The organism is Sphingomonas sp. CFBP 13728 (genome assembly GCF_014841895.1).
Classification (GTDB): Bacteria; Pseudomonadota; Alphaproteobacteria; order Sphingomonadales; family Sphingomonadaceae; genus Sphingomonas.
Map to the genome: position 1 here is coordinate 1 of NZ_JACYUS010000014.1, position 18,762 is coordinate 18,762.

The window sequence follows — 18,762 nt, forward strand, 5'->3', positions numbered from 1 at the left end:
TCGAGATCGCGGGCAAGCCGATGCGGGTGAAGGTTGCGCATGTGCGGCTGTGCGCATCGCGGGTGATGTACGTGCGAGCCTATCCGCGCGAGACGCAGGAGATGCTGTTCGACGCCCATGCGCGGGCATTCGCCTTCTTCGGTGGCGTGCCGACGCGGGGCATCTACGACAACATGAAGACTGCCGTGACGAGCGTGTTCACAGGCAAGGAACGGGTTTTCAACCGGCGTTTTCTGGTCATGGCGAACCACTACATGGTCGAGCCGACCGCATGCTCGCCGGCAGCCGGCTGGGAGAAAGGCCAGGTCGAAAACCAGGTCCAGACGGCACGCGGTCGGTTCTTCCAACCGCGCCTGCGCTTTGTCAGCCTCCAGGAGCTGAACGGCTGGCTGGAGGCGGAATGTTGCCGCTGGGCCGACCTGCACCAGCACCCTGAGCAGAAGGAACTGACGGTTGCCCAGGCATGGGCTGCCGAGCGCGGTGTGCTCCAGCCGGTTGCCGCGCCCTTCGACGGGTTCTACGAGAGCGAGCATGCGGTGAGCGGCACGTGCCTGATAAGCTTCGACCGCAACCGCTATTCCGTCTCGGCCAAAGCAGTGCGGCGCACGGTCCAGGTGCGTGCCTATGCTACCCGCATCGTCGTGCGCCTCGGCGATGAGGTACTCGCCGACCATCCTCGGTTCTTTGGTCGCGACCGCACCATCTACGACCCGTGGCACTATCTGCCGGTGCTCGTGACCAAGCCCGGCGCCTTGCGTAACGGCGCGCCATTCCAGGACTGGGAGTTGCCGCCTGCGCTGTCACGACTGCGGCGCAAGCTCGGCGCTGGCGATGATGCAGACCGGCGGTTCGTGCGCGTGCTTGCAGCGGTGCTCGACGACGGGCTCGATCTCGTCGAGGCGGCCGTCCGTGAAGCATTGCTGGCCGGTATCACCAGCGACGACGTCATTCTCAACATCCTCGCCCGTCGGCGCGAGCCGCCACGACCGTTGGCCATCGCCACACCCGAGGACCTGGCGCTGCGCCATCCACCTCGTGCCGACTGCGGTCGCTACGACAGCCTGCGAGGTTTCCATGCAGCGGCATGAGATGATGACGGCCATGGCCGAGTTAGGGCTCAAGGGCATGGCTGGTGCCTTCGACGAAGCGGTCACCACCGGCCTGCAGCGCCAGCGTATGACGATGGAAATCCTGACCGACCTGCTGCGGGCAGAGACGGCCCATCGCCATGCAGCGTCGGTCCGCTACCGGATGTCAGCCGCCAAGCTGCCGGCGGTGAAGGACCTCGACGCCTTCGTATTTGACGGCACGCCCATCAACGAAGGCCTGGTGCGCTCGCTGCACAGCGGCTCCTTCTTGGCCGGCCAGCGCAACATCGTGCTCGTCGGTGGTACGGGCACTGGCAAGACGCACCTCGCCAGCGCCATTACCGCCAACGTCGTGCGAAACGGTGCCCGCGGCCGCTACTTCAACACGGTCGACCTGGTGAACCGGCTCGAGGAGGAAACTCGCCTCGGCAAGGCCGGCGCGCTTGCAGCTCAGCTGTCACGCCTTGAGGTCGTGGTGCTCGACGAGCTTGGTTATCTGCCGTTCGCCCGCTCGGGCGGCCAGCTACTCTTCCACCTGGTCAGCAAGCTCTACGAGCGGACCTCGGTCATCGTCACTACGAACCTTGCCTTTGGCGAATGGCCGACTGTCTTCGGCGACCCCAAGATGACCACCGCGCTGCTCGACCGCATTACGCACCACTGCGACATCGTCGAAACCGGCAACGACAGCTGGCGCTTCAAGCACCGCAGCTAGCCCTCGGGAACCCGACAGAGGAACGCTTCGCGCTGGTTACGCCTCCGGTCGGGCTACGCCCGCCCTACGCCGCAACCAGCGCGAACGGCGCGTCCGCTACCGTCACGCCGCCCAACGAAGGGGGTCTCTTTTGGACGCCGATAGGGGGTCCTTTTTGGACGCCGATTGACAATTGGACTCCCCGTTTTCTCACCCGAATCCGCCAAAAAGATTGTCCAGCGTACTGAGTGCGGCCGTACGAACGAAATGAACGAATGGCCGAAGTTGGAAACATGAAAAGTGGTCGCTAATGGCCGAAACTGCGTCGCTCCTGACGCTGAGCTGCCTGTCAGGTAACGCCTCATTTCCAAACGTTCAGTTGCGCCCTAGAAGAAAGCCTAAGGTCTATTATACGTTAAGCGGCCTGGCTTTACGAAAGGGACACACGATCCGCCCAGCTCGCGGGGCGAGGTAACGCCAGTCTCTTCACGACGCCGCAATGGTCCATCGCGGCGCTTTACGCGAGAGGATCAGGTCCGCGATCGCGGGGCGGATGAAGAAAGCGGTTATGTCGATGACCGCATGTGCTGTCATGACCCGTAGCAGCGATCCGTGATGCAGATAGTATATTGTCAACAGCGCACCCGCAGCTGTGGTGGCAAGCACCCCCTTCCAACCGTAATGCGCGTGCGCCAGACCGAACGCCAACATCGACAGAACTAGCGAGACCGTGAGCGAGCCCGTGACCTGCAGAAACAGCAGCGGAAGCGCCAGTCGGAAAAACAGCTCCTCGCTGAAACCTGCATTCAGGCTGAGCAACAGCGCCAGCGTTGCTTCGCGACGGTTGCGGGGGATCAGCGCTTGGTCCGGACCTGCCCCTGGCGCTAGGCTTTTCTTGATCTGCCGCCACTTGATGGCGACCGATAGAACCATGCCAAAGAAAAGTCCGATCGCTATCGGCAGCCACTGATCGCCGGAGATCGACCCATCGGACTGTAGCAAGCGGCTCGCTGGGGCAAACGCCGACGGGAAGCCGTTGAAGGGCCATAACGCGTCGGACAGCCAAAGGCTGAACACGCTTGCACTTACGAGAACGACGAAGCTCTCGATCAGCCATCGCCGGTACAGCCGCTGCCGGTCGATCGTGTCGGACTGCGTCTGGAAGCGTGCGTACGCCGTGATATCCCTCCGCACCCACCATGTCCCCGCGATGAGCATGACGGCAATCCAAGCCAATATGAGCAGCATGTTCGTTCCCTTGTGCCAGTTTCCGTATTGGAAAGTGAATGTTGCTTTCCATATCGTCAAGTCGTAAGTTGTGAAGGTGGAAAGCGGGCGGGCGGCCTGCGGGAGAATTGCGCATGAATGAGGAGGAAGCTGCTCGTTTGCTGGACGTGATGCGGGTTACACGCGGGGCGTTGGCTAAGCGGGCGAAATGGTCCTTAGCGCGCCATGGCGTGGTGGGATTGCTGTTGGGCGGCCTGATCGCCGGCTTTGCGCTGCCCGGGCCATGGCCGTTGATCGTGGCGGCCGCTTGCATGGCCGCCACCGCGATGGTGGTCGCCCGCGATCGGCAGCGGGACGGGTTCTTCGTCAGCGGTTATCGGTCGGGGCGCACTTGGCGGGTGACGCTCGCGATGCTGCTGGTCGGGTTGGCTGCTCTGATAGCCGCCACGGGCCTTAAGACACGCTATGGTCTGGCTTGGGCGCCGTTCGCGGTTGGTGGCGGCATGGTGGTGTTCGCTACGATCATGAGCATCGTGTGGGAGCGGGTGTACCGGAGGGAACTGGATGGAGCGCAAGATGGGCGCTGAACGGCTGGATCCGCTGATCCACGCACCGGCACGGCTACAGCTCATGGCATTGCTGACCGATGTGAGCGAGATGGAGTTTGGGACGGCGCGCGACGTCATCGGGGTCAGCGATTCCGTTCTGTCCAAGCATCTTTCGCAGTTGAGTGATGGTGGATACATCGAGTTGCGGAAGGCTACGGTGAACACCCGGCAAAGGACCTGGATCGTTGCCACGGCCGCGGGGCGGAAAGCCTTCAAGGGTCATGTCCTGGCATTGCAGGCACTTGCGTCTGGACGAGTGCCTTCAGGCGCGTGCCAGTAAGGGCAATTGCCAGACCGTGGTGCGCAAATAGTTTTTGAAGGGGCTGAGCCGTCCGCTTGGTCCGCAGAGCTGCCCCCCGCGTCTCACCCAAACTCGGCTGTTAGGCGACCGCTCAGTAAATCTACGAACGATCGTCCGCCCGAGATGAACAGACGTCCGAAGTTGGGGGCGGGTCGAATGCGCACGACCGTCTGCAACTGGGTCAGAACCTCTAACCGTACCTTCAGTCATGTTACCATTGCGCCAATCGTAACGTAATCTATCTTTCCGGTACCAAGCACAGGTAGGGCTTTGATCGTGCGAATATCCTTCGGCACCATCAGCTCGGTCACGCCATTTGCTTTGGCCCAGCCCTGCAAGGCACCTGCGCTTGCATCCTGGCGCGTCGTGAACAGCACGAGTTGCTCGCCCTTGCGCGGATCCGGACGGGCGACGACCGCGTGTTCGGCATCGGGCCACAGGGACGCAGCATAGCCTTCGACCGCGGGTAGCGAAACCATCTCGCCGCCGATCTTCGCGAAGCGTTTCGCGCGGCCACGGATCGTGACGAAGCCGGCATCGTCGATCGTGACGATATCGCCACTATCGTGCCATCCTCCTTCGGGCGGTTGCAGAACGCCCGGCTTGTCCGCCTTGAGATAGCCCGCCATCACGTTGGGCCCGCAGATCGACAGGCGTCCGCCTGCGTCGATGCCGGGAACGGGATCGAGTCTGGCCTCCATGCCGGGCAGCAGGCGGCCGACGGTTCCAGCGCGGAAATGCATAGGCGTATTGACTGCGATAACCGGCGCCGCCTCGGTCGCGCCATAGCCCTCCAGTAAGCGCAGGCCGAACTTTTCGGCATAGATCCGTCGCGTCTCGTCGCGGACGCGCTCGGCACCGGCGAAGATGTAGCGCAGCGAATAGAAATCATAGCCATGCGCCATTCGCGCATAGCCCGACAGGAACGTGTCGGTGCCGAACAGTATCGTGGCGTTGGCATCATAGGCCAACGCCGGCACAATCCGATAGTGAAGCGGACTAGGGTAGAGGACGGTCTTCACGCCCGACAGGATCGGCAGCAACGTACCGCCGGTTAGGCCGAAACTGTGGAACACCGGCAGCGCGTTCAGCACGACGTCGCTCTCATTGAAGTCGATCCGCGCCGACAGTTGGTGGCAATTGGCGAGAAGGTTGCGGTGCGTCAGCACAACACCCTTGGGCAGACCTTCCGAGCCGCTGGTGAACAGGATTACGGCGGGCGCCTCGGGCGCGATGCGCAGTGTGCGGTGGCGCCGCAACGCGAAGCGGGTGGCGACCAGTGCGCGTAGCTTGGCGCCCGCGCCGATCACCGCCGCGATATCCTCGAGATAGCGGATCGCGATGCCCGTTGCGGCAAGTCCGGCGACGACCTCGCCGAGCTTGGCCTGATCGACGAATGCGCGGGCAGTAACGATCGTGCGGATTTCTGCCGCGGCGCACGCCGCCTGTAAATTAGCGAGACCCGCGGTGTAGTTGAGCATCGCCGGCACACGGCCCGTCGCCTGCAGCGCGAAGAAGGTGACGATGACCCCCGCGACGTTGGGCAGCAGAACGCCAACCGCCTCGCCTTCGCGCGTTCCTTCCGCCAGCGGGCGGGACAGCGCAAGCGATCCCGTGATTAAGCGGGAATAACTGAGTGGCGTGCGTTTCACGTCCTCGATCACCGCCTGATTGGCGCCATGGACCTCCTTGGCGTCGATCAGTGCCTCGAACAATGTCCGGTCGATGTCGGAGGTGGCGAAGATCATGTCGCTCATCACGTCATACAGCTTGCGCCCCGCCGCCGCGCGTCGCTCACGTGCGCTGTCGCCGGTCACTTGGAAATGGCGTTGCGGCAGGATCGTCAGCGTGATCTTGGGGAAAGCGCGCCGGCGCATCTTTCCGCTTAGCCGTGAGAAACGCGTGAACTGTGCGCCGTCGATCCGCACCGGTACGATCGGCGCGTCAGCCTTGTCCGCGACCATGCCGGGGCCGTCGAACACCTTCATCAACGCTCCAGTGGTGGTGATGCGGCCTTCGGGGAAAATAACCAGAGTGCGGCCCTGTCTGACCGCCTTGACCATCGCCTTTGCCGCCATGGGGTTGGTCGGATCGACCGGAAAGGCGTCGAACATGCCGAGGAACGGTTTGACCCACCAGGCCTGGGCGATGCGCGTGGCGACTGCGAAGGTCGGCTTGCCAGGTAGGAAGGCGGCCAGCAGCAACCCGTCGAGGAACGACACGTGATTGACCACCACGACGGCGGGCTGGCCAGGGTGCGGCATATGCTCCTTGCCCGTCACCTCCACGCGGTAGAGCGATAGCAGGATCTGGCGGATCAGCGCCTTGAACACCGTCTCGGGCAATAGCCAGCACGAGATCAGGGCGATGGCGAGCGTGGCGAAGCCGATCGCCCCGATCACGCCAGGCACGCTGACGCCGGCCGCCAGCATGCCGAGGACGATCAGCACCATGACCACCGTTACGACGGCGTTGATCACGTTGTTGGCTGCGATGATCTGCGAGCGTTTCTCAGGCGCGCTGTGCGTCTGCAGGATGGCGTAGAGCGGCACGATGAACACCCCGCCCGACAGCGCGATCCCGGCTAACGACGACAGGATCGGCCAGGCGCCAGGCGTGACGAGAAACGCGCCAACGGAGGGTCCCGCCCCGCCGTGCGTGAAACTGCGCGTGGCGATCCACAGCATCACCAGGCTGGCAGACATAGCGAGTGCGGAAGCCGGCACGTACCGCGCCGAGACCTCTCCCGCGAGCAGTCGGTTGACGACCAGTGATCCGATCGCGACGCAGACAGAGAAAATCAGCAGGAACACAGTCACCAGGTCCGGGCCGGCACCAAGCGTGTTCTTCACCAAAGGCGCGAATTCGGACAACACAACCGCGCCGACCGAGAAGAACCAGCTGATCCCGAGGATCGCCAGCCACACCCCGCGTCCGCCCTGCGCCGCGCGAAGGATCGCGATCGTTCCGCGGGCAATGTTGAAATCGATCGGCTGGCGGGGCTGGAGCGACGGCGCGCTCGGCACCGCCAAGCTCATCAGGAAACCCACGATCGCGATCGCCGTCGCGGCGAGGCCCGCCTCCCACGCAGGGATCAGCCCGCCAAGCAACTGGCCGCAAAGGATGGCGATGAACGTGCCCGCCTCGATCAGTCCGGTGCCGCCCATGATCTCGTGCGGCCCCAGATGCTGCGGCAGGATCGAATATTTGATGGGTCCGAAGATGGTCGAATGGATGCCCATCAGGAACAGGCAAGCAAGGAGGACGGGGATCGACTCCAACCAGAAGCCGGCGATCGCCAATACCATGATGGCGATCTCAGCCGCCTTCACGCAGCGTACCAACTGCGCCTTGTCGTACGCGTCGGCGAGTTGCCCGGCGATCGACGAGAACAGGAAATAGGGCAGGATGAACAGGCCGGTGGCGATCGTCGCCAAAACCTCCGCCTTGCCCGGGGCCGCGGCGTAGAGACCGAAATTAGCGAGGAACAAGAGGGCAAACTTGAGCAGGTTGTCGTTCAACGCGTTCAGGAATTGCACGACGAACAGCGGTCCGAAACGTCGTTTCGACAGTAGTGATATATCCGGTGCAGACATTGGATCGGTTCCCCCCCCCGATCGACGTAGCGGAAATTACGGAATCAGTCGTTAAGGCGGTGTCTTCGGGTAGGCAGCGCGCCGAGAAATACCTGATCCCATTCAGAATGAAGCCACGAAGCCACGAAGACCAAAGGAGGCGAACGACATAACGATATGATGCGCAGTAGGCCGTTGATCCCAGCGGCGCCGACCACGAGCACCTTTGCCACCGCGACTATCATCCGCATCAGCGAGGCGATGCGCTAGGCGCGCAGATCCGCGCAGATCCGCGCGGATGCCGCGCCGCACGAACCGCGCGCACAGTGATCAGCTTTTCCAAGCCGGCGATGCTTACGGTCCCAGCGACCGCGCCGGCCGGCAAGACGGAGCCGTGGAACGCCCTTCGCAGCGTCGCGGCGAATGGTGATTCCGGCGAGCGCCAAATCGGTCCGCAGTCGTCGACTACGCGATCATCAACCGGTCGAGGCTGCAAGAACTAAAGGGTGCTGGTATGCCAGCCGTCATCCACTTCCTCGAGTTTCAGGAAGCAGACCTTGCGTCCGCCGATATGCGGGATGTCCAGTAACGATCTCGTAGCCTGTCCAGCGTATGCAGACGTAATGATATCGACAACGCTCGCCAGCGGCGAACTCACGCGCATATGTGACAGCGGTGGCGAACTGCCGGTTCTGGTGCTCGTGCATGGCTTGGCGAACAGCATCGAGATATGGGACCGGATCGTGCCGCAATTGTCGCGTCGGTTTCGTGTGATCGCATTCGACTTGCCTGGGTTCGGGCAGGCCTCACGCCCCGATGCCACGTATGACGCGACCTTCTTTGCGGACAAACTGTCGGAATTGCTCGACACGCTGGAGATCCAGCGCGCACATCTCGTCGGTAGCTCGCTCGGCGCGAGCGTCATCCTACGCTTTTCCGAACATTCGCTTCATCGGATCGACCGGGCGGTGCTCGCCGCACCCGGTGGGTTCGGGCCACGAACTCATCCGTTGATGCGATTACCAGCCTTGCCGCTGATCGGTGACTGGCTCGGGCGGCCGACGCCGTTCAACAATGCGCTGACGCTGAAGCTGGCGATGTGTGATCCTGCGCAGGTGACCCCTGAGTTGCTCGAACTGACCAACCGCTATGCGCGCGTTCCTGGAAGCGAGCGGTCGTTCGTGCGGACGCTGCAGACTGGAGTCGGGCTGTTCGGCAGCAAGGATTGCGCCGGCGTCGCGCGGATCGCCCAACGACTGGATCGACCGACCCTGGTCGTATGGGGACGGCAGGATCGCGTTTTCCCGCCGGTCTATGCCGAGCGCGCTGCTGCACTGCTGCCGCGATCGTCGCTTTGCCTGATCGACCGCTGCGGTCATTATCCGCATTGGGAGCAGCCCGATGCCTTTGCGACCGCCGTCGAGGATTTCCTAACGCAATGAAGCGCCCACGCCTTGTCCTTGCTGCGTTAGCCATGGTCGCGATCGTCGGCGGGCTGTGGGGCACCGCGCGCTGGACGAACGAGTCACTGACACGGCCCGCGATCGCTAAGGATGCGCCCGCCGCGGTGCGGGGCGCGGCAGCCTTCGAGGGCGCGGGCTTCGGCGGAATCGACATGGACGCGCTGTCGACAAATGCGATCCCGTGGCGGCTTGTCGCGGCCGCCCTTGTGCTCGACGAACGGCGCCGCGATCCGCGCGCACGGCTTGACGCCACCACGCTCGACCGTGTGCTACGTCGCTTCGGCTTCCTCACCGGCGCCACGATCGTGAACCGCGCGCCCGGAGCGTCGGAGGGGGCGACCGCGCTGCCGCTCGGCATCACGGCTGGCGATGTCGCGCCAATTGGCGGCAGCGTCATCCGCGTCGCCAATCTCGGGTGCGCGGCATGCCACGCCGGCGTCACTTACGCGGCCGACGGGCGCGCGCTTCCCAACCGCGCGATGCTGGGCATGCCCAACAGTTCGATCGATCTGGAAGCTTATACCCTCGCGATCTTCCGGGCGTTGCGTCGCTTTGCCGGATCCGACCTGTTGCTGCCCACGGCGGGAGCGCTGTATCCTGAGATGAACTGGCGGGAGCGCGCAAGTTTGCGATTGCTGGTTCTACCGCTTGCGCGCAGGCGGCTGACGGAACTGGCCGGCGTCGATCGGCCATTGCCCTTCCCCAATGGTGCGCCAGGCAGCACCAACGGGGTCGCTGCCTTGAAGGTCGCGTTGCATCAGCCACTCCTCGGCCATGGCCAAGACGATGCAGGCGTGGTCTCGATCCCGGAACTAGGTGACCGCGTATGGCGCACGAGCTTGCTCGCCGACGGGGCCTATGCGGTCCCGGGGCGGCCACGCCAGTCAGCGACCACCCCGGCGATGATCGATGCGGCGCATCTGCGCTCGTTGGCTACGATCACGAGTTTTTTCACGGTGCCGAGCATGGGTGTCCATCCCGGCAAGGCTATCGCAAGCGTTGACGACGCCACTGCGATCATGGCCTTCCTGAAAGGCTATCGACCGCAGCATTTCCCGGGTCCGATCGACAATGCGCAGGCGACGGCGGGAGGTGTGGTTTACGCCCAGCATTGTGCCGCATGCCATGGGAGCTACACCGCAGGTCTCGCGCCACGGCTGATGCGCTTTCCCAACTGGCAGGGTAGTGTCGGGACCGATCCTTTGCGTGCGGCTGTGTTCGATCGCAGCTTGGCAGAAGCTGTAGCCGGGACTGAATATCGCACGCGCATCGCAGTACGAACCGGGCGCGGCTATGTCGCGCCGCCGCTGACCGGGATCTGGGCATCGGCGCCGTATCTGCACAATGGGTCGGTGCCGACTCTGGCGATGTTGTTGGCGCCCGAGACGCGGGTGCCGCGCTTCATGGTCGGAGGGCATGCGCTCGATTTTGTGAATGTCGGGGTAAAGGTCACACCGAACGGTGGGTATCCGACCAACTATAGGCCGTTCTCGCAACCAGCCTGGATCGACACCGGCTCGGTGGGCCGCGGCAACGGCGGGCATCGTTCCGGCGAGACTCTGTCGCCCCGCGACCGCGTGGCGCTGATTGAATACATGAAGCTGCTCTAGACGAGGGTCTCGTCGAGGCCGCGTCGTGCCCGTTCGATAGTAGCCCCGGCGGGGCGGCGTCCGACTCGGAACGCGCTGACGATGCGCCGCCCATCGGGGACCCGCGCCATCCGCGCGATCTCTCGAGCCGCCACGGGGTCGTCGGCTAGTGCTGCGAGCACTGCGGCTCCGAAACCGGCACGCTCTATGCTGAGCCACAACCGATAGAAGTCGGCTCCGCTATCAAACGGAGCTTCTGCCGCAGGACGGTGGAACACGACGACGCCGGCCGCCGTGACGATCTTCTTGCCCTCAGCAAGCAAGCCTGGCGCTACGCGGCACCAATCGAGCGCGCCGAATGCAGGTCCCAGCACTATAGACGCGCCGATCGCCTCGACCCGCCCAAGCGCCATCGCTGCGGCATTGAGACCGTCGCGGCCCCAGCGAGGGTGGGCGGGGGTGAAGCGCATCCAGGAGCGCAGTTCGGCACGGAAGGCTTGGTCGCGTATGTAACCGTAGCTGGCGGCATCGTAGAGTTGCGCAGCTTCCTCCAGCGCTGCCGGATCCCTGATGACGGCAGAGTCGGGGCCTGAGAGGGACTGCACCTCCCCGTGATCGGACGGGCTGCTAGTGGCGAACTCGCCGCGCCACGAGACGCGCGCGGTGACCTGCGCGGCCAGCACATCCGGAGCAACTCCAGACGCGATGATCACGAACCTCGCGACAGGGACGAGCGCCGGGTCAGTTTGCGCTGGGGCTGCAAGGGTTTCTAGCGCCAGCCCCCTTCGACTCGCGGCGAGCCGTAGCCCCTCGGCCGCGGCACCCATACTGATTCCCGCATCGTTGCCCTTCGGGTCACCGACAGGGAGGCGGGTGCGCGCGTCTTCGAACAGATCGATCGTCACGCCATCGACAATCCGCCAGCGTGCCGGCTGCACGTTGTGCACACTCGGCGCGAGCATCGCCTCGGAAAGCAACGCACGCAGGGTTTCCGCATTCATGCCAGATCCTTGCGGTACAGATGGAGTTTTTGCAGCGGCTTGGCACCGAGCCGCTCCATTTGGCGCAAGCTCGCGGCGTTGCCGTCGGCAATCCAGGTGATGCCGAGCCGTTCGTAGCGCGCCTTGCGCAGTGCCGCGACGGTGCGCGCAAGCATAGCGCCCATCACGCCCTGTCCATGCATGTCGCTGGCGACTGAATAGAAGATGATCACCGCCCGTCTCCGGCGCAGGCGATACCGCAGGTAATGATATGGCGTGGTGAGCCCGATGCGCGAACGCGTTGCGGCTAGGAGACCGTTGAGATCGGGGATGCAGATGATCGTGCCGATCGGGCGCCCTTCGTGCAACAGCACCGACGACAGTCGCGGATCGAGTATCGACATCATCTCACCCGCCTGGAATTGAAATTCGTCAGCGGTCAGCGGTACGAACATCGGATTGGCGGCAAAACCGTCGTTCAGCACGATCCGCGCTTCTTCCATGCGCGCGGCGAAGCTTGCTGGCGCGATCGGCGCGAAGTCGAAGCCCGTCGCGGGATCGAGCGGACGCGCCTTAAAAGCGGTCGCAGTGGCGAGATCAAGTTCGAATGTGGACATCGGGAAGAACCGTTCGAAACCATTCGCTTCGAGCAGGCGTGGCACATGGCGTGGATTGACGACCATGTCGGTATAGCCGCGTACTCCGAAACCATCCGTCTGCACGCCCGCCTGCTGCATCGCGGTCAGGTTGAAATTGCCGACCAGTTCGCGCTGCCCCTGCACCCGCGCGAAATCGGTGGCGGCATCAAGCAGCAGGCGAGCCGCGTCGGCATCGTCTGCGCAGTCAAAGAAGCCGAATTGCGCGCGCTGCGCGCCGTGCAGCGCATTCGACTCGCGATGGACGTGCGCAACGATCCGCCCGATCGGCCTGCCGTCCCGATGGGCGCTCCAGAAAGCGAAGGGATTTCCGGCAATCCATAACGGATTCTTCGCTGGATCAAGCATCCGCACGATGTCGCTTCGAAGCGGCGAGACATAGCCGTCGGACGGGCGATAGGCATTGAACGGCGCATCGAAAAAGGCGGCGACATCACCTTGGCGGAGCTCCAACGTCATGCCGCACGCTCGATCAAACGCGCAGCGAGCGCAAGCTCGTCGTCCAGCGCCGGCGCGGTCAGGCTCCCAGCTGCAACCGCCAGCAGCCGCGGCGGGGTATGCGACAGGCGAACGAGATGGGTCGCGGCGAACGCGTCGAGCAGATCGCGGGCGGCGTCGCGCGTCTCGGCATCGCCGGTCGAGGCGCTGACCACGCGAAAGGCGACCACGCGAGCAATGCTGGAATCCGGATAGGCAGCGAGTTCAGCCGGACCCAGCAGGCGCCCCGAGGCGAGAAGGGGGTGGGCCGCGATCAGCGTATCGAGGTTGTCGGCGGGAGCATGGGCGAGCGCCGCGATCAGCCCGGTCGCATCGCTGCCGCTACCTGCCCGGGCGACAATCAGGAGCAGCCCGGCGATTGCCGTGCCACCCGCAGCGATGAGGATGGCCGGAATTGCCGATACGCCGTCCAGCGCCGAGAACGCGATGCCGACGCCGATACCGCCCGCGCCTGCGGCAATGGCGAGGTCGGCAAGCAACCTTCCGGGTGCCCCATCGCCTGCCGCGAGTCGGGCAGTGGCAACCGCGAGTAGCAGCGCCGCAAACGCGCCGCCACGAACCGGCAGGCCCGGCAGCACCGCCGTAAAATCGGAAGCGGCCAGCGGGATCGTCAGCAGCAAGGCGAGCAGGACGGTATCGCTGGTGCGCCGTTCTCCGGGCGCAAGTTCGGCGCGATCGCTTGCGAGCAGCGCCACCATCGCTGCGAGCATCGTCAGTTGATACACCGCGAGCGCCAGGGCGGCGGCCGCGCTCCACACCAGCCCCAGCGTCACCGCCAGGATCGAGAAGCCGACCGCACCGACCAGCGCGAGCAACTTGACCGGCCGGGGGGCGTGCCGGCAACGCAATTGCTCGACCAGCCACAGCGTCGCGATCGGTAGCCACGCAGCGACTCCCATCAACGCGATGATTACCGGGGTGCTGCTCACCCATGGTGCGACCAGTCGCAACGCCAGCAGCAGCGCGACAAGCGTGTAGAGCGTATGCAGTCGCGCCGCGACCGACGACCGCGCCGCCATCCGTGCCACGCCGTGCCGCGCCGCCAGGACGGCCAGCAGCGCGGTGGCGGTAATGATCGCAGCGACGGCGGGATTCATCCCATCATCCGTGTCATTAGGCGCCGCACGGCAAAGGCACGGATCGCCGCAACCGGCGCCGAGCGTGGCCGTTCGACCGCGACGCGGTGCGGGTTGAAGAAATAGCCGCGATGATCGGTGCCGCCCTTTCGGTCGAGCAGGATGTGCACGGCTTCCTCGGCCATCATTGTCCCTGCCATCGTCACCATCGTCGAGAACGAAAAGCGCGATCGCTTGCCTGCGGCGACCTCCGCCGCGATGTCGAGATCGACATATAGATGCGAGGAACTGTGCGTCAGCACATACGCGATCTCGCGCTGCAGGCAGTCCTTCCGCATCTCCGCGGTCACCTGAGTCCAGTCGGTTCCGACCGTCGAATAGCCCAGCCGTTCCTCGAGCCGCGGCGCTTCCGGTCGTACCACGGTGACCGAGGGGAGGGGAGAGGCATAGGCGTCGATCACCGTGCGACCATGGACCTTGGCGCGGCGGTAGAGATGCACGCCGGCCGCGGCATCATCCATGCCGTTAACCGCGACCTGGCTGGCGGCGAGCAGGCGGTCCAGATCGTCGGTCCATTCGCGCCCCAGCACGTCGATCTGTACCTCGGGGTTAATTGTCAGCGCAGTATCGCGCGCCACCTCGGCCTTCGGTCGGCCGACCGCCGGCAGCGTCGCGAACAGCTGGCGGTTGAGGTTCGACACTTCGAACGTGTCGATATCGGCAATGATGAAATGCCCCACGCCTGCGCGCACGAGCGCCATGAACGCCGCGCCACCCATGCCGCCGACGCCCGGGATGAAGACGCGCGCCTCGCGCAGCCGCGCCTGCTCGGCTGCGGTAACAAAGCCACGGTTGCGCGTGGTCATTTCGGCATAATCGAAGCTTGTCATCGGGCAGGCCTCAATCTTCCCAGGGGTGTGTCGGCATCGAGCCACTGCAGCAACGGCGCAACCACGGCCTGAACTCCAATCATCAGTCCTTGTGCGGCTAGTTGTGGCAGCGCGCCGCGCGGGACGCTGCGTGCAAGGAAACGACGCGCGCTCCCTAGATCGAGCCGACCGATCTGCAGCACGTCGTCGCCGCGATCGTAATTGAGCGCCGCTGCGCAGAACATATTGTAGCGCGCCTCGCGATGTTTGGCGGCGACCGCGAAGCTCTTCTTCAGGTTATCTGAGCCGCCGGTATAGGCATTGGTGATCACCTGTGCCTCTGGGTCGAAGCCGGCATCGTCGCCGACGCCGAACGCAGCGCGCTCGCCTGCCATGATCTGATGCGCGAGATAGCGATGTGCAAAGCTCGGTGCGGTTCCCGCCTGGCCGGGATAGACTTGATCGAACGTCTCTGCGACCATCCCGACCACCGCTGGGACTTGCGTCACGCTGCTGATCCATAACGGCCGCAGCCCGCCGCGCACGAAGAGCGCGAAGCAAGTGAGGCCATAAAGGATCCATGACAGCCCGCCGCCGCGTTCGCGCGGATCGACCATCACCAGCCCGAGATGCAGGACGTGACTGGCTTGACCGCCACGCATGACCGGCAGCAATGGCATGGCGTTGAACGCAATCGGCCTGCCATCGTCGGTGCTGCGGACCAACGTAATGACGCTACGATCCCACGCCGCGCCCCCCGGGGCAAATAGGCCGTATTCGAGCTGATTGCCGTTCAAGCAACTGGCCACCACGGCGCGGCAGTCCTTGACCAGTGCATCCAGGTCTTGCTGATTGAGCGAAAGGCCCGGACATTCGATGATCTCGACTGAGTGATGTCGGTCGGGCTGAAAGCGCAGCCGAAGGAAATCGCCGCGCAGCGCCTGAAAGATTGCCGATGGACGCACGCTGCTCTCCCCCAATCTGGCGGATCTTACGATCAGGTTCTTAAATATTGTAAGAAGATCGAACTTTTTTCTCGGAATTTGTATGGACGCCGACTGAAGCCCGGTTTGCATTGTCGATCCAACGCGATCAAAAATAAGCTAGGGGAAACCTGAATGAATGGCAGGAAGCGGGAGGCGACGAAGACGGGTTGAATGACCGGAAGTGGGTCGTCTAAGATAAGGCTCCGCGTTTCAACGTACCGCGCGGCGTTGGGCGAGGCGCCTGTACCAGACCGTCCAAAGTGCGAGCGCGCCCATCGAACCGTAGCCGACGAACGGGCTGACGAGCATGTAATCATGGATGCTGAGTACGAAGACGAGCGTGCAGGCAAGCGCCGACGATGCGAGCAGGCCGATCCCCCAAACCAACGTCATGATCGTCATGACGCGGCGGAAGCGGGGCGTGTCACGCTTTGCCTCGAACGCGGCGACCTCGTCCGGCGATTTCCGCGCAAGTCCGGCACGGGCAAGCTGATAGATTAGCGGGCGACCAATCGCGGCCGAGCCGAGGAACACCAGGCCGATCAGTGCCGAGACGAGGTTCTCGCGCAACTGGAGAAAGCGGACGGACCCGCCCCCGAGCATGGCGAGCAACGACAGAGCGATGCCTGCCAGGACCAGGATCGACAGCGCATCGACGCGACGACGGCGGGCGAACTCGACGAGCGACCAGATCAGTGGTGGAAGCGAGGACGCCATCAACGCGACCACGTCGCCCGATTGCGGCGCCACGCGATCGTAGATCAGCAGCGGCAATCCGAAATTGATGCCCGCTTCGATGGCGATGAGGCCGATGCGACTGCCGGTCTGGCGGTTCATTTCAATGCTGTCCTTCATGGTCGTGACGATCGTGTTCATTGTGCGTCTCCTCCGTTGATCCAGTTGCCGTGAAAGCCCGGCGGAATGCGGTGCGGCAGGCGTATCGTGGCGACCGGACCGCTCTCGAACTTGCGCGCGTCGAGGATCACCAGCTCGGTAGTGTCGCTCGGCTCGTCGATGACGAAGCCGATCAGCCATCCCTCGTCTTCACCCGCATTCTCGTGCGCGGGCACGAACACGAATTCGCCGGGATGGTGGCCGGCACCGAAGTCGTGCACCTCCCGTCCGCCCTCGACGAGATCGTGTTTGTAGAGCCGGCTCGCGCTCTGGAACCGACGGTCCGATTGCGTTGCCACGACATAGGCGTAGCGGTAGGCCTGGCCGAACCGGCGCTCGTTCATGCGGGGAAACTCCTGTGGCGCGCCATCGATGGTCCGGATCGTGGTTGTGCGGGCAGCAGGATCGAGCGTCCAGCGCTCCAGCCCGCGCGAGGTCGCATCGGGCCCACCGGGCGCTCCGGCGAACATCGTCGGATAGGCACACACGTCGAGCACCACTCGACCATCAGGCAGGTCGAAGGCGTTGGCGACGTGGAAGACATACGCCGGATCGACGTCACACCAGATGATGGCGTGCTGATCGCCGTCGCGCGGCATCAGCCCGACACGGGCACGATGCGCGGGGTTCCAGGCATAGGGTAGCGGCTGACCGGAAAGATGGGCCGCCAGCGAGAAGGTCACAGGAAGGTCAAGGATGACGACGTAACGCGCGGTGATCGCACAATCGTGGATCATCGGGCCATGTTCGACCGCGATCGGCGCCTCGCGCACCACTCTGCCCGTGGCATCGAGGACGACGTGACGGATCTCGTTGGGGCATCGCCCTTCGTAGCAGATGCCATGATGCTCGCCGTTCAGCGGATCGCGGTGGGGATGCGCGGTGAACGAGCCGACAAGCGATCCACCGAAATTATCGTAGCGCTGCTCGTCGAGCGTCTCGGACAGTTCGACGGGGTAGCTGCCGCCTTCCACGACCGCAAAGGCGCGCCCGCCCAGATCGACGACGTTGGTGTTCACGGTGTCGCTGGAGCCGTGCCGCGGCCCCGGTGCCGGCGCTGTTCCACGGGCAGCCGCGTTGCTACGCGATCCGATCCAGCGATTACGATACCACAATGCCTTGCCATCGCGGATCGCCAGGCCATGCACCATGCCGTCACCAGTGAACCAGTGGTAAGAGGCGGAATCGGCGGCGACCGGGTTCGGCCCGGTTCGCAGGTAGCGACCGCGTAGTGCCTGCGGGATGGCGCCACGGACCTCCAACTCGGTAAGCGTCAGTTCGTCCTCCATCGGCCGGTGAATGCCCCACAGGAAGGGGTGCGCCGCCTGCTTGGCTTCCCCGGTCCCCTCATTAATCCGCGTCAGAACGCTAGCCATGCCCGCCTCCAATGTTTACACCGTGATCATAGGCGAGAAGGTAACAGTGTCAACATGGAAAAACGGTACCATCATGGCGATCTTCGCGCGGCGCTGATCGAGGTAGGGCTGCGGCTTCTGGCCGAACGTGACGTGGAAGGCGTGTCGTTGCGCGAGATGGCCCGCGAGGTCGGTGTCAGCGCGACCTCGGTGTACCGGCATTTTCCCGACAAGGCGGCGCTGATGCGCGCGTTTGCCTTGGAAGGGTTGGACCGGCTCGCCATCGCCCAGCGAAACGCGGCAAGCGGCAAGGACGGCGCCGCTGCGTTTGCGGCAACCGGTCGGGCCTATGTGCGGTTTGCGCTCGCCAATCCGGCAATCTTTCGACTGATCTTCACGTCTTCAGCGCAGTTGCAGGCGACAGGAGAAATAGAGGCATTACGGATGTTACATGCCAATGCGGCAGCGGCATCGCCGACTGACGCCGGGTCGGATCAAGTGGAGACTGGCGCGCTGCGATCCTGGTCGCTCGTTCATGGCCTCGCCATGCTGATGCTCGATGGGCAACTACCCGCCGAGGACCACCTTATCGATATGCTTGTTCAAGGATGACAAGAGCACCTGACGTTCTCTCATTGAGACGGCCGTCGGTGGGGGCTAGGCAGCTGTATCCCACATCAGCATTCTGACCGAGATGAACGAGCGGCCGAAGTTGGGAAGCATGAAGTAGTCCGCGACTGTCTGCTTGTGGGTCTCTGTAGTTGGTATAACCCGGTTTTAGGTTTGGCAGTTCGAAGACGCTAACCACGAATGCGCTGGTTAAGTCTGAGGTCGTCAGACGCCGTCATTTGCTTCACGCAGCGAATTGTACATTTAGATCGCTGACTAGATAACGTCGACATC

Annotated in this window: 16 protein-coding genes; 7 read left to right on the forward strand and 9 right to left on the reverse strand. The window is 63.9% G+C overall.

Features of this window, described 5'->3' with window-relative positions:
* Both istA and istB read left to right on the forward strand, forming a co-directional pair.
* Positions 1–1,088, forward strand: a 1,088-nt coding sequence (gene istA, locus IFT67_RS20255) for an IS21 family transposase (RefSeq protein ID WP_192239898.1), incomplete at its 5' end; no start/stop codon positions are given.
* Positions 1,075–1,803: an IS21-like element helper ATPase IstB gene (gene istB / locus IFT67_RS20260; RefSeq protein ID WP_192239899.1), complete on the forward strand. Its 729-nt coding sequence runs from the start codon at positions 1,075–1,077 to the stop codon at positions 1,801–1,803. The genes istA and istB, both read left to right, overlap by 14 nt.
* 465 nt (positions 1,804–2,268) lie before the next feature.
* Here istB and IFT67_RS20465 read toward each other — a convergent pair whose 3' ends face one another.
* A complete protein-coding gene (locus tag IFT67_RS20465) occupies positions 2,269–3,030 on the reverse strand; it encodes a CPBP family intramembrane glutamic endopeptidase (protein WP_197983189.1) in 762 nt (253 codons plus the stop codon).
* 113 nt (positions 3,031–3,143) lie between these two features.
* Between IFT67_RS20465 and IFT67_RS20270 the strand changes: the two genes are divergently transcribed.
* Positions 3,144–3,596: a hypothetical protein gene (locus tag IFT67_RS20270; RefSeq protein ID WP_056678030.1), complete on the forward strand. Its 453-nt coding sequence runs from the start codon at positions 3,144–3,146 to the stop codon at positions 3,594–3,596.
* Positions 3,574–3,897 carry a transcriptional regulator gene (locus IFT67_RS20275; RefSeq protein WP_244647671.1) on the forward strand — a complete coding sequence of 108 codons (324 nt, stop codon included), beginning with the start codon at positions 3,574–3,576 and terminating at the stop codon, positions 3,895–3,897. Before IFT67_RS20270 ends, IFT67_RS20275 begins: the two co-directional genes overlap by 23 nt.
* Before the next feature lie 227 nt (positions 3,898–4,124).
* Here the strand turns inward: IFT67_RS20275 and IFT67_RS20280 are convergent, their stop codons facing one another.
* Positions 4,125–7,514, reverse strand: a complete 3,390-nt coding sequence (locus IFT67_RS20280; RefSeq protein WP_192239900.1) for an acyl-[ACP]--phospholipid O-acyltransferase — start codon at positions 7,512–7,514, stop codon at positions 4,125–4,127.
* A 602-nt stretch (positions 7,515–8,116) separates the two neighbouring features.
* Between IFT67_RS20280 and IFT67_RS20285 the strand changes: the two genes are divergently transcribed.
* Together IFT67_RS20285 and IFT67_RS20290 are read left to right on the forward strand one after the other, a co-directional pair.
* Positions 8,117–8,935: an alpha/beta fold hydrolase gene (locus tag IFT67_RS20285; protein ID WP_192239901.1), complete on the forward strand. Its 819-nt coding sequence runs from the start codon at positions 8,117–8,119 to the stop codon at positions 8,933–8,935.
* Positions 8,932–10,566 (forward strand): c-type cytochrome, encoded by a 1,635-nt coding sequence (locus IFT67_RS20290; RefSeq protein ID WP_192239902.1) that lies wholly within the window; start codon positions 8,932–8,934, stop codon positions 10,564–10,566. The genes IFT67_RS20285 and IFT67_RS20290 overlap by 4 nt, the downstream gene beginning before the upstream one ends.
* Here the strand turns inward: IFT67_RS20290 and IFT67_RS20295 are convergent.
* From IFT67_RS20295 to IFT67_RS20325, 7 genes are all read right to left on the reverse strand, one after another.
* Positions 10,563–11,546 carry a hypothetical protein gene (locus IFT67_RS20295; protein WP_192239903.1) on the reverse strand — a complete coding sequence of 328 codons (984 nt, stop codon included), beginning with the start codon at positions 11,544–11,546 and terminating at the stop codon, positions 10,563–10,565. The genes IFT67_RS20290 and IFT67_RS20295 overlap by 4 nt on opposite strands.
* Positions 11,543–12,640, reverse strand: a complete 1,098-nt coding sequence (locus IFT67_RS20300) for a GNAT family N-acetyltransferase (protein WP_192239904.1) — start codon at positions 12,638–12,640, stop codon at positions 11,543–11,545. Before IFT67_RS20300 ends, IFT67_RS20295 begins: the two co-directional genes overlap by 4 nt.
* On the reverse strand, positions 12,637–13,776 hold the full coding sequence (locus IFT67_RS20305; protein WP_192239905.1) for a hypothetical protein: 1,140 nt from the start codon (positions 13,774–13,776) through the stop codon (positions 12,637–12,639). The genes IFT67_RS20300 and IFT67_RS20305 overlap by 4 nt, the downstream gene beginning before the upstream one ends.
* A complete protein-coding gene (locus IFT67_RS20310; protein WP_192239906.1) occupies positions 13,773–14,645 on the reverse strand; it encodes a HesA/MoeB/ThiF family protein in 873 nt (290 codons plus the stop codon). The genes IFT67_RS20305 and IFT67_RS20310 overlap by 4 nt, the downstream gene beginning before the upstream one ends.
* A complete protein-coding gene (locus IFT67_RS20315; protein ID WP_197983190.1) occupies positions 14,642–15,700 on the reverse strand; it encodes a hypothetical protein in 1,059 nt (352 codons plus the stop codon). The genes IFT67_RS20310 and IFT67_RS20315 overlap by 4 nt, the downstream gene beginning before the upstream one ends.
* Before the next feature lie 120 nt (positions 15,701–15,820).
* A complete protein-coding gene (locus IFT67_RS20320; protein WP_244647673.1) occupies positions 15,821–16,486 on the reverse strand; it encodes a VC0807 family protein in 666 nt (221 codons plus the stop codon).
* A complete protein-coding gene (locus tag IFT67_RS20325; protein WP_192239907.1) occupies positions 16,483–17,880 on the reverse strand; it encodes an 8'-apo-carotenoid 13,14-cleaving dioxygenase in 1,398 nt (465 codons plus the stop codon). Before IFT67_RS20325 ends, IFT67_RS20320 begins: the two co-directional genes overlap by 4 nt.
* A 54-nt stretch (positions 17,881–17,934) precedes the next feature.
* Between IFT67_RS20325 and IFT67_RS20330 the strand changes: the two genes are divergently transcribed.
* Positions 17,935–18,471: a TetR/AcrR family transcriptional regulator gene (locus IFT67_RS20330; RefSeq protein ID WP_192239908.1), complete on the forward strand. Its 537-nt coding sequence runs from the start codon at positions 17,935–17,937 to the stop codon at positions 18,469–18,471.
* Positions 18,472–18,762 lie beyond the last annotated feature (291 nt).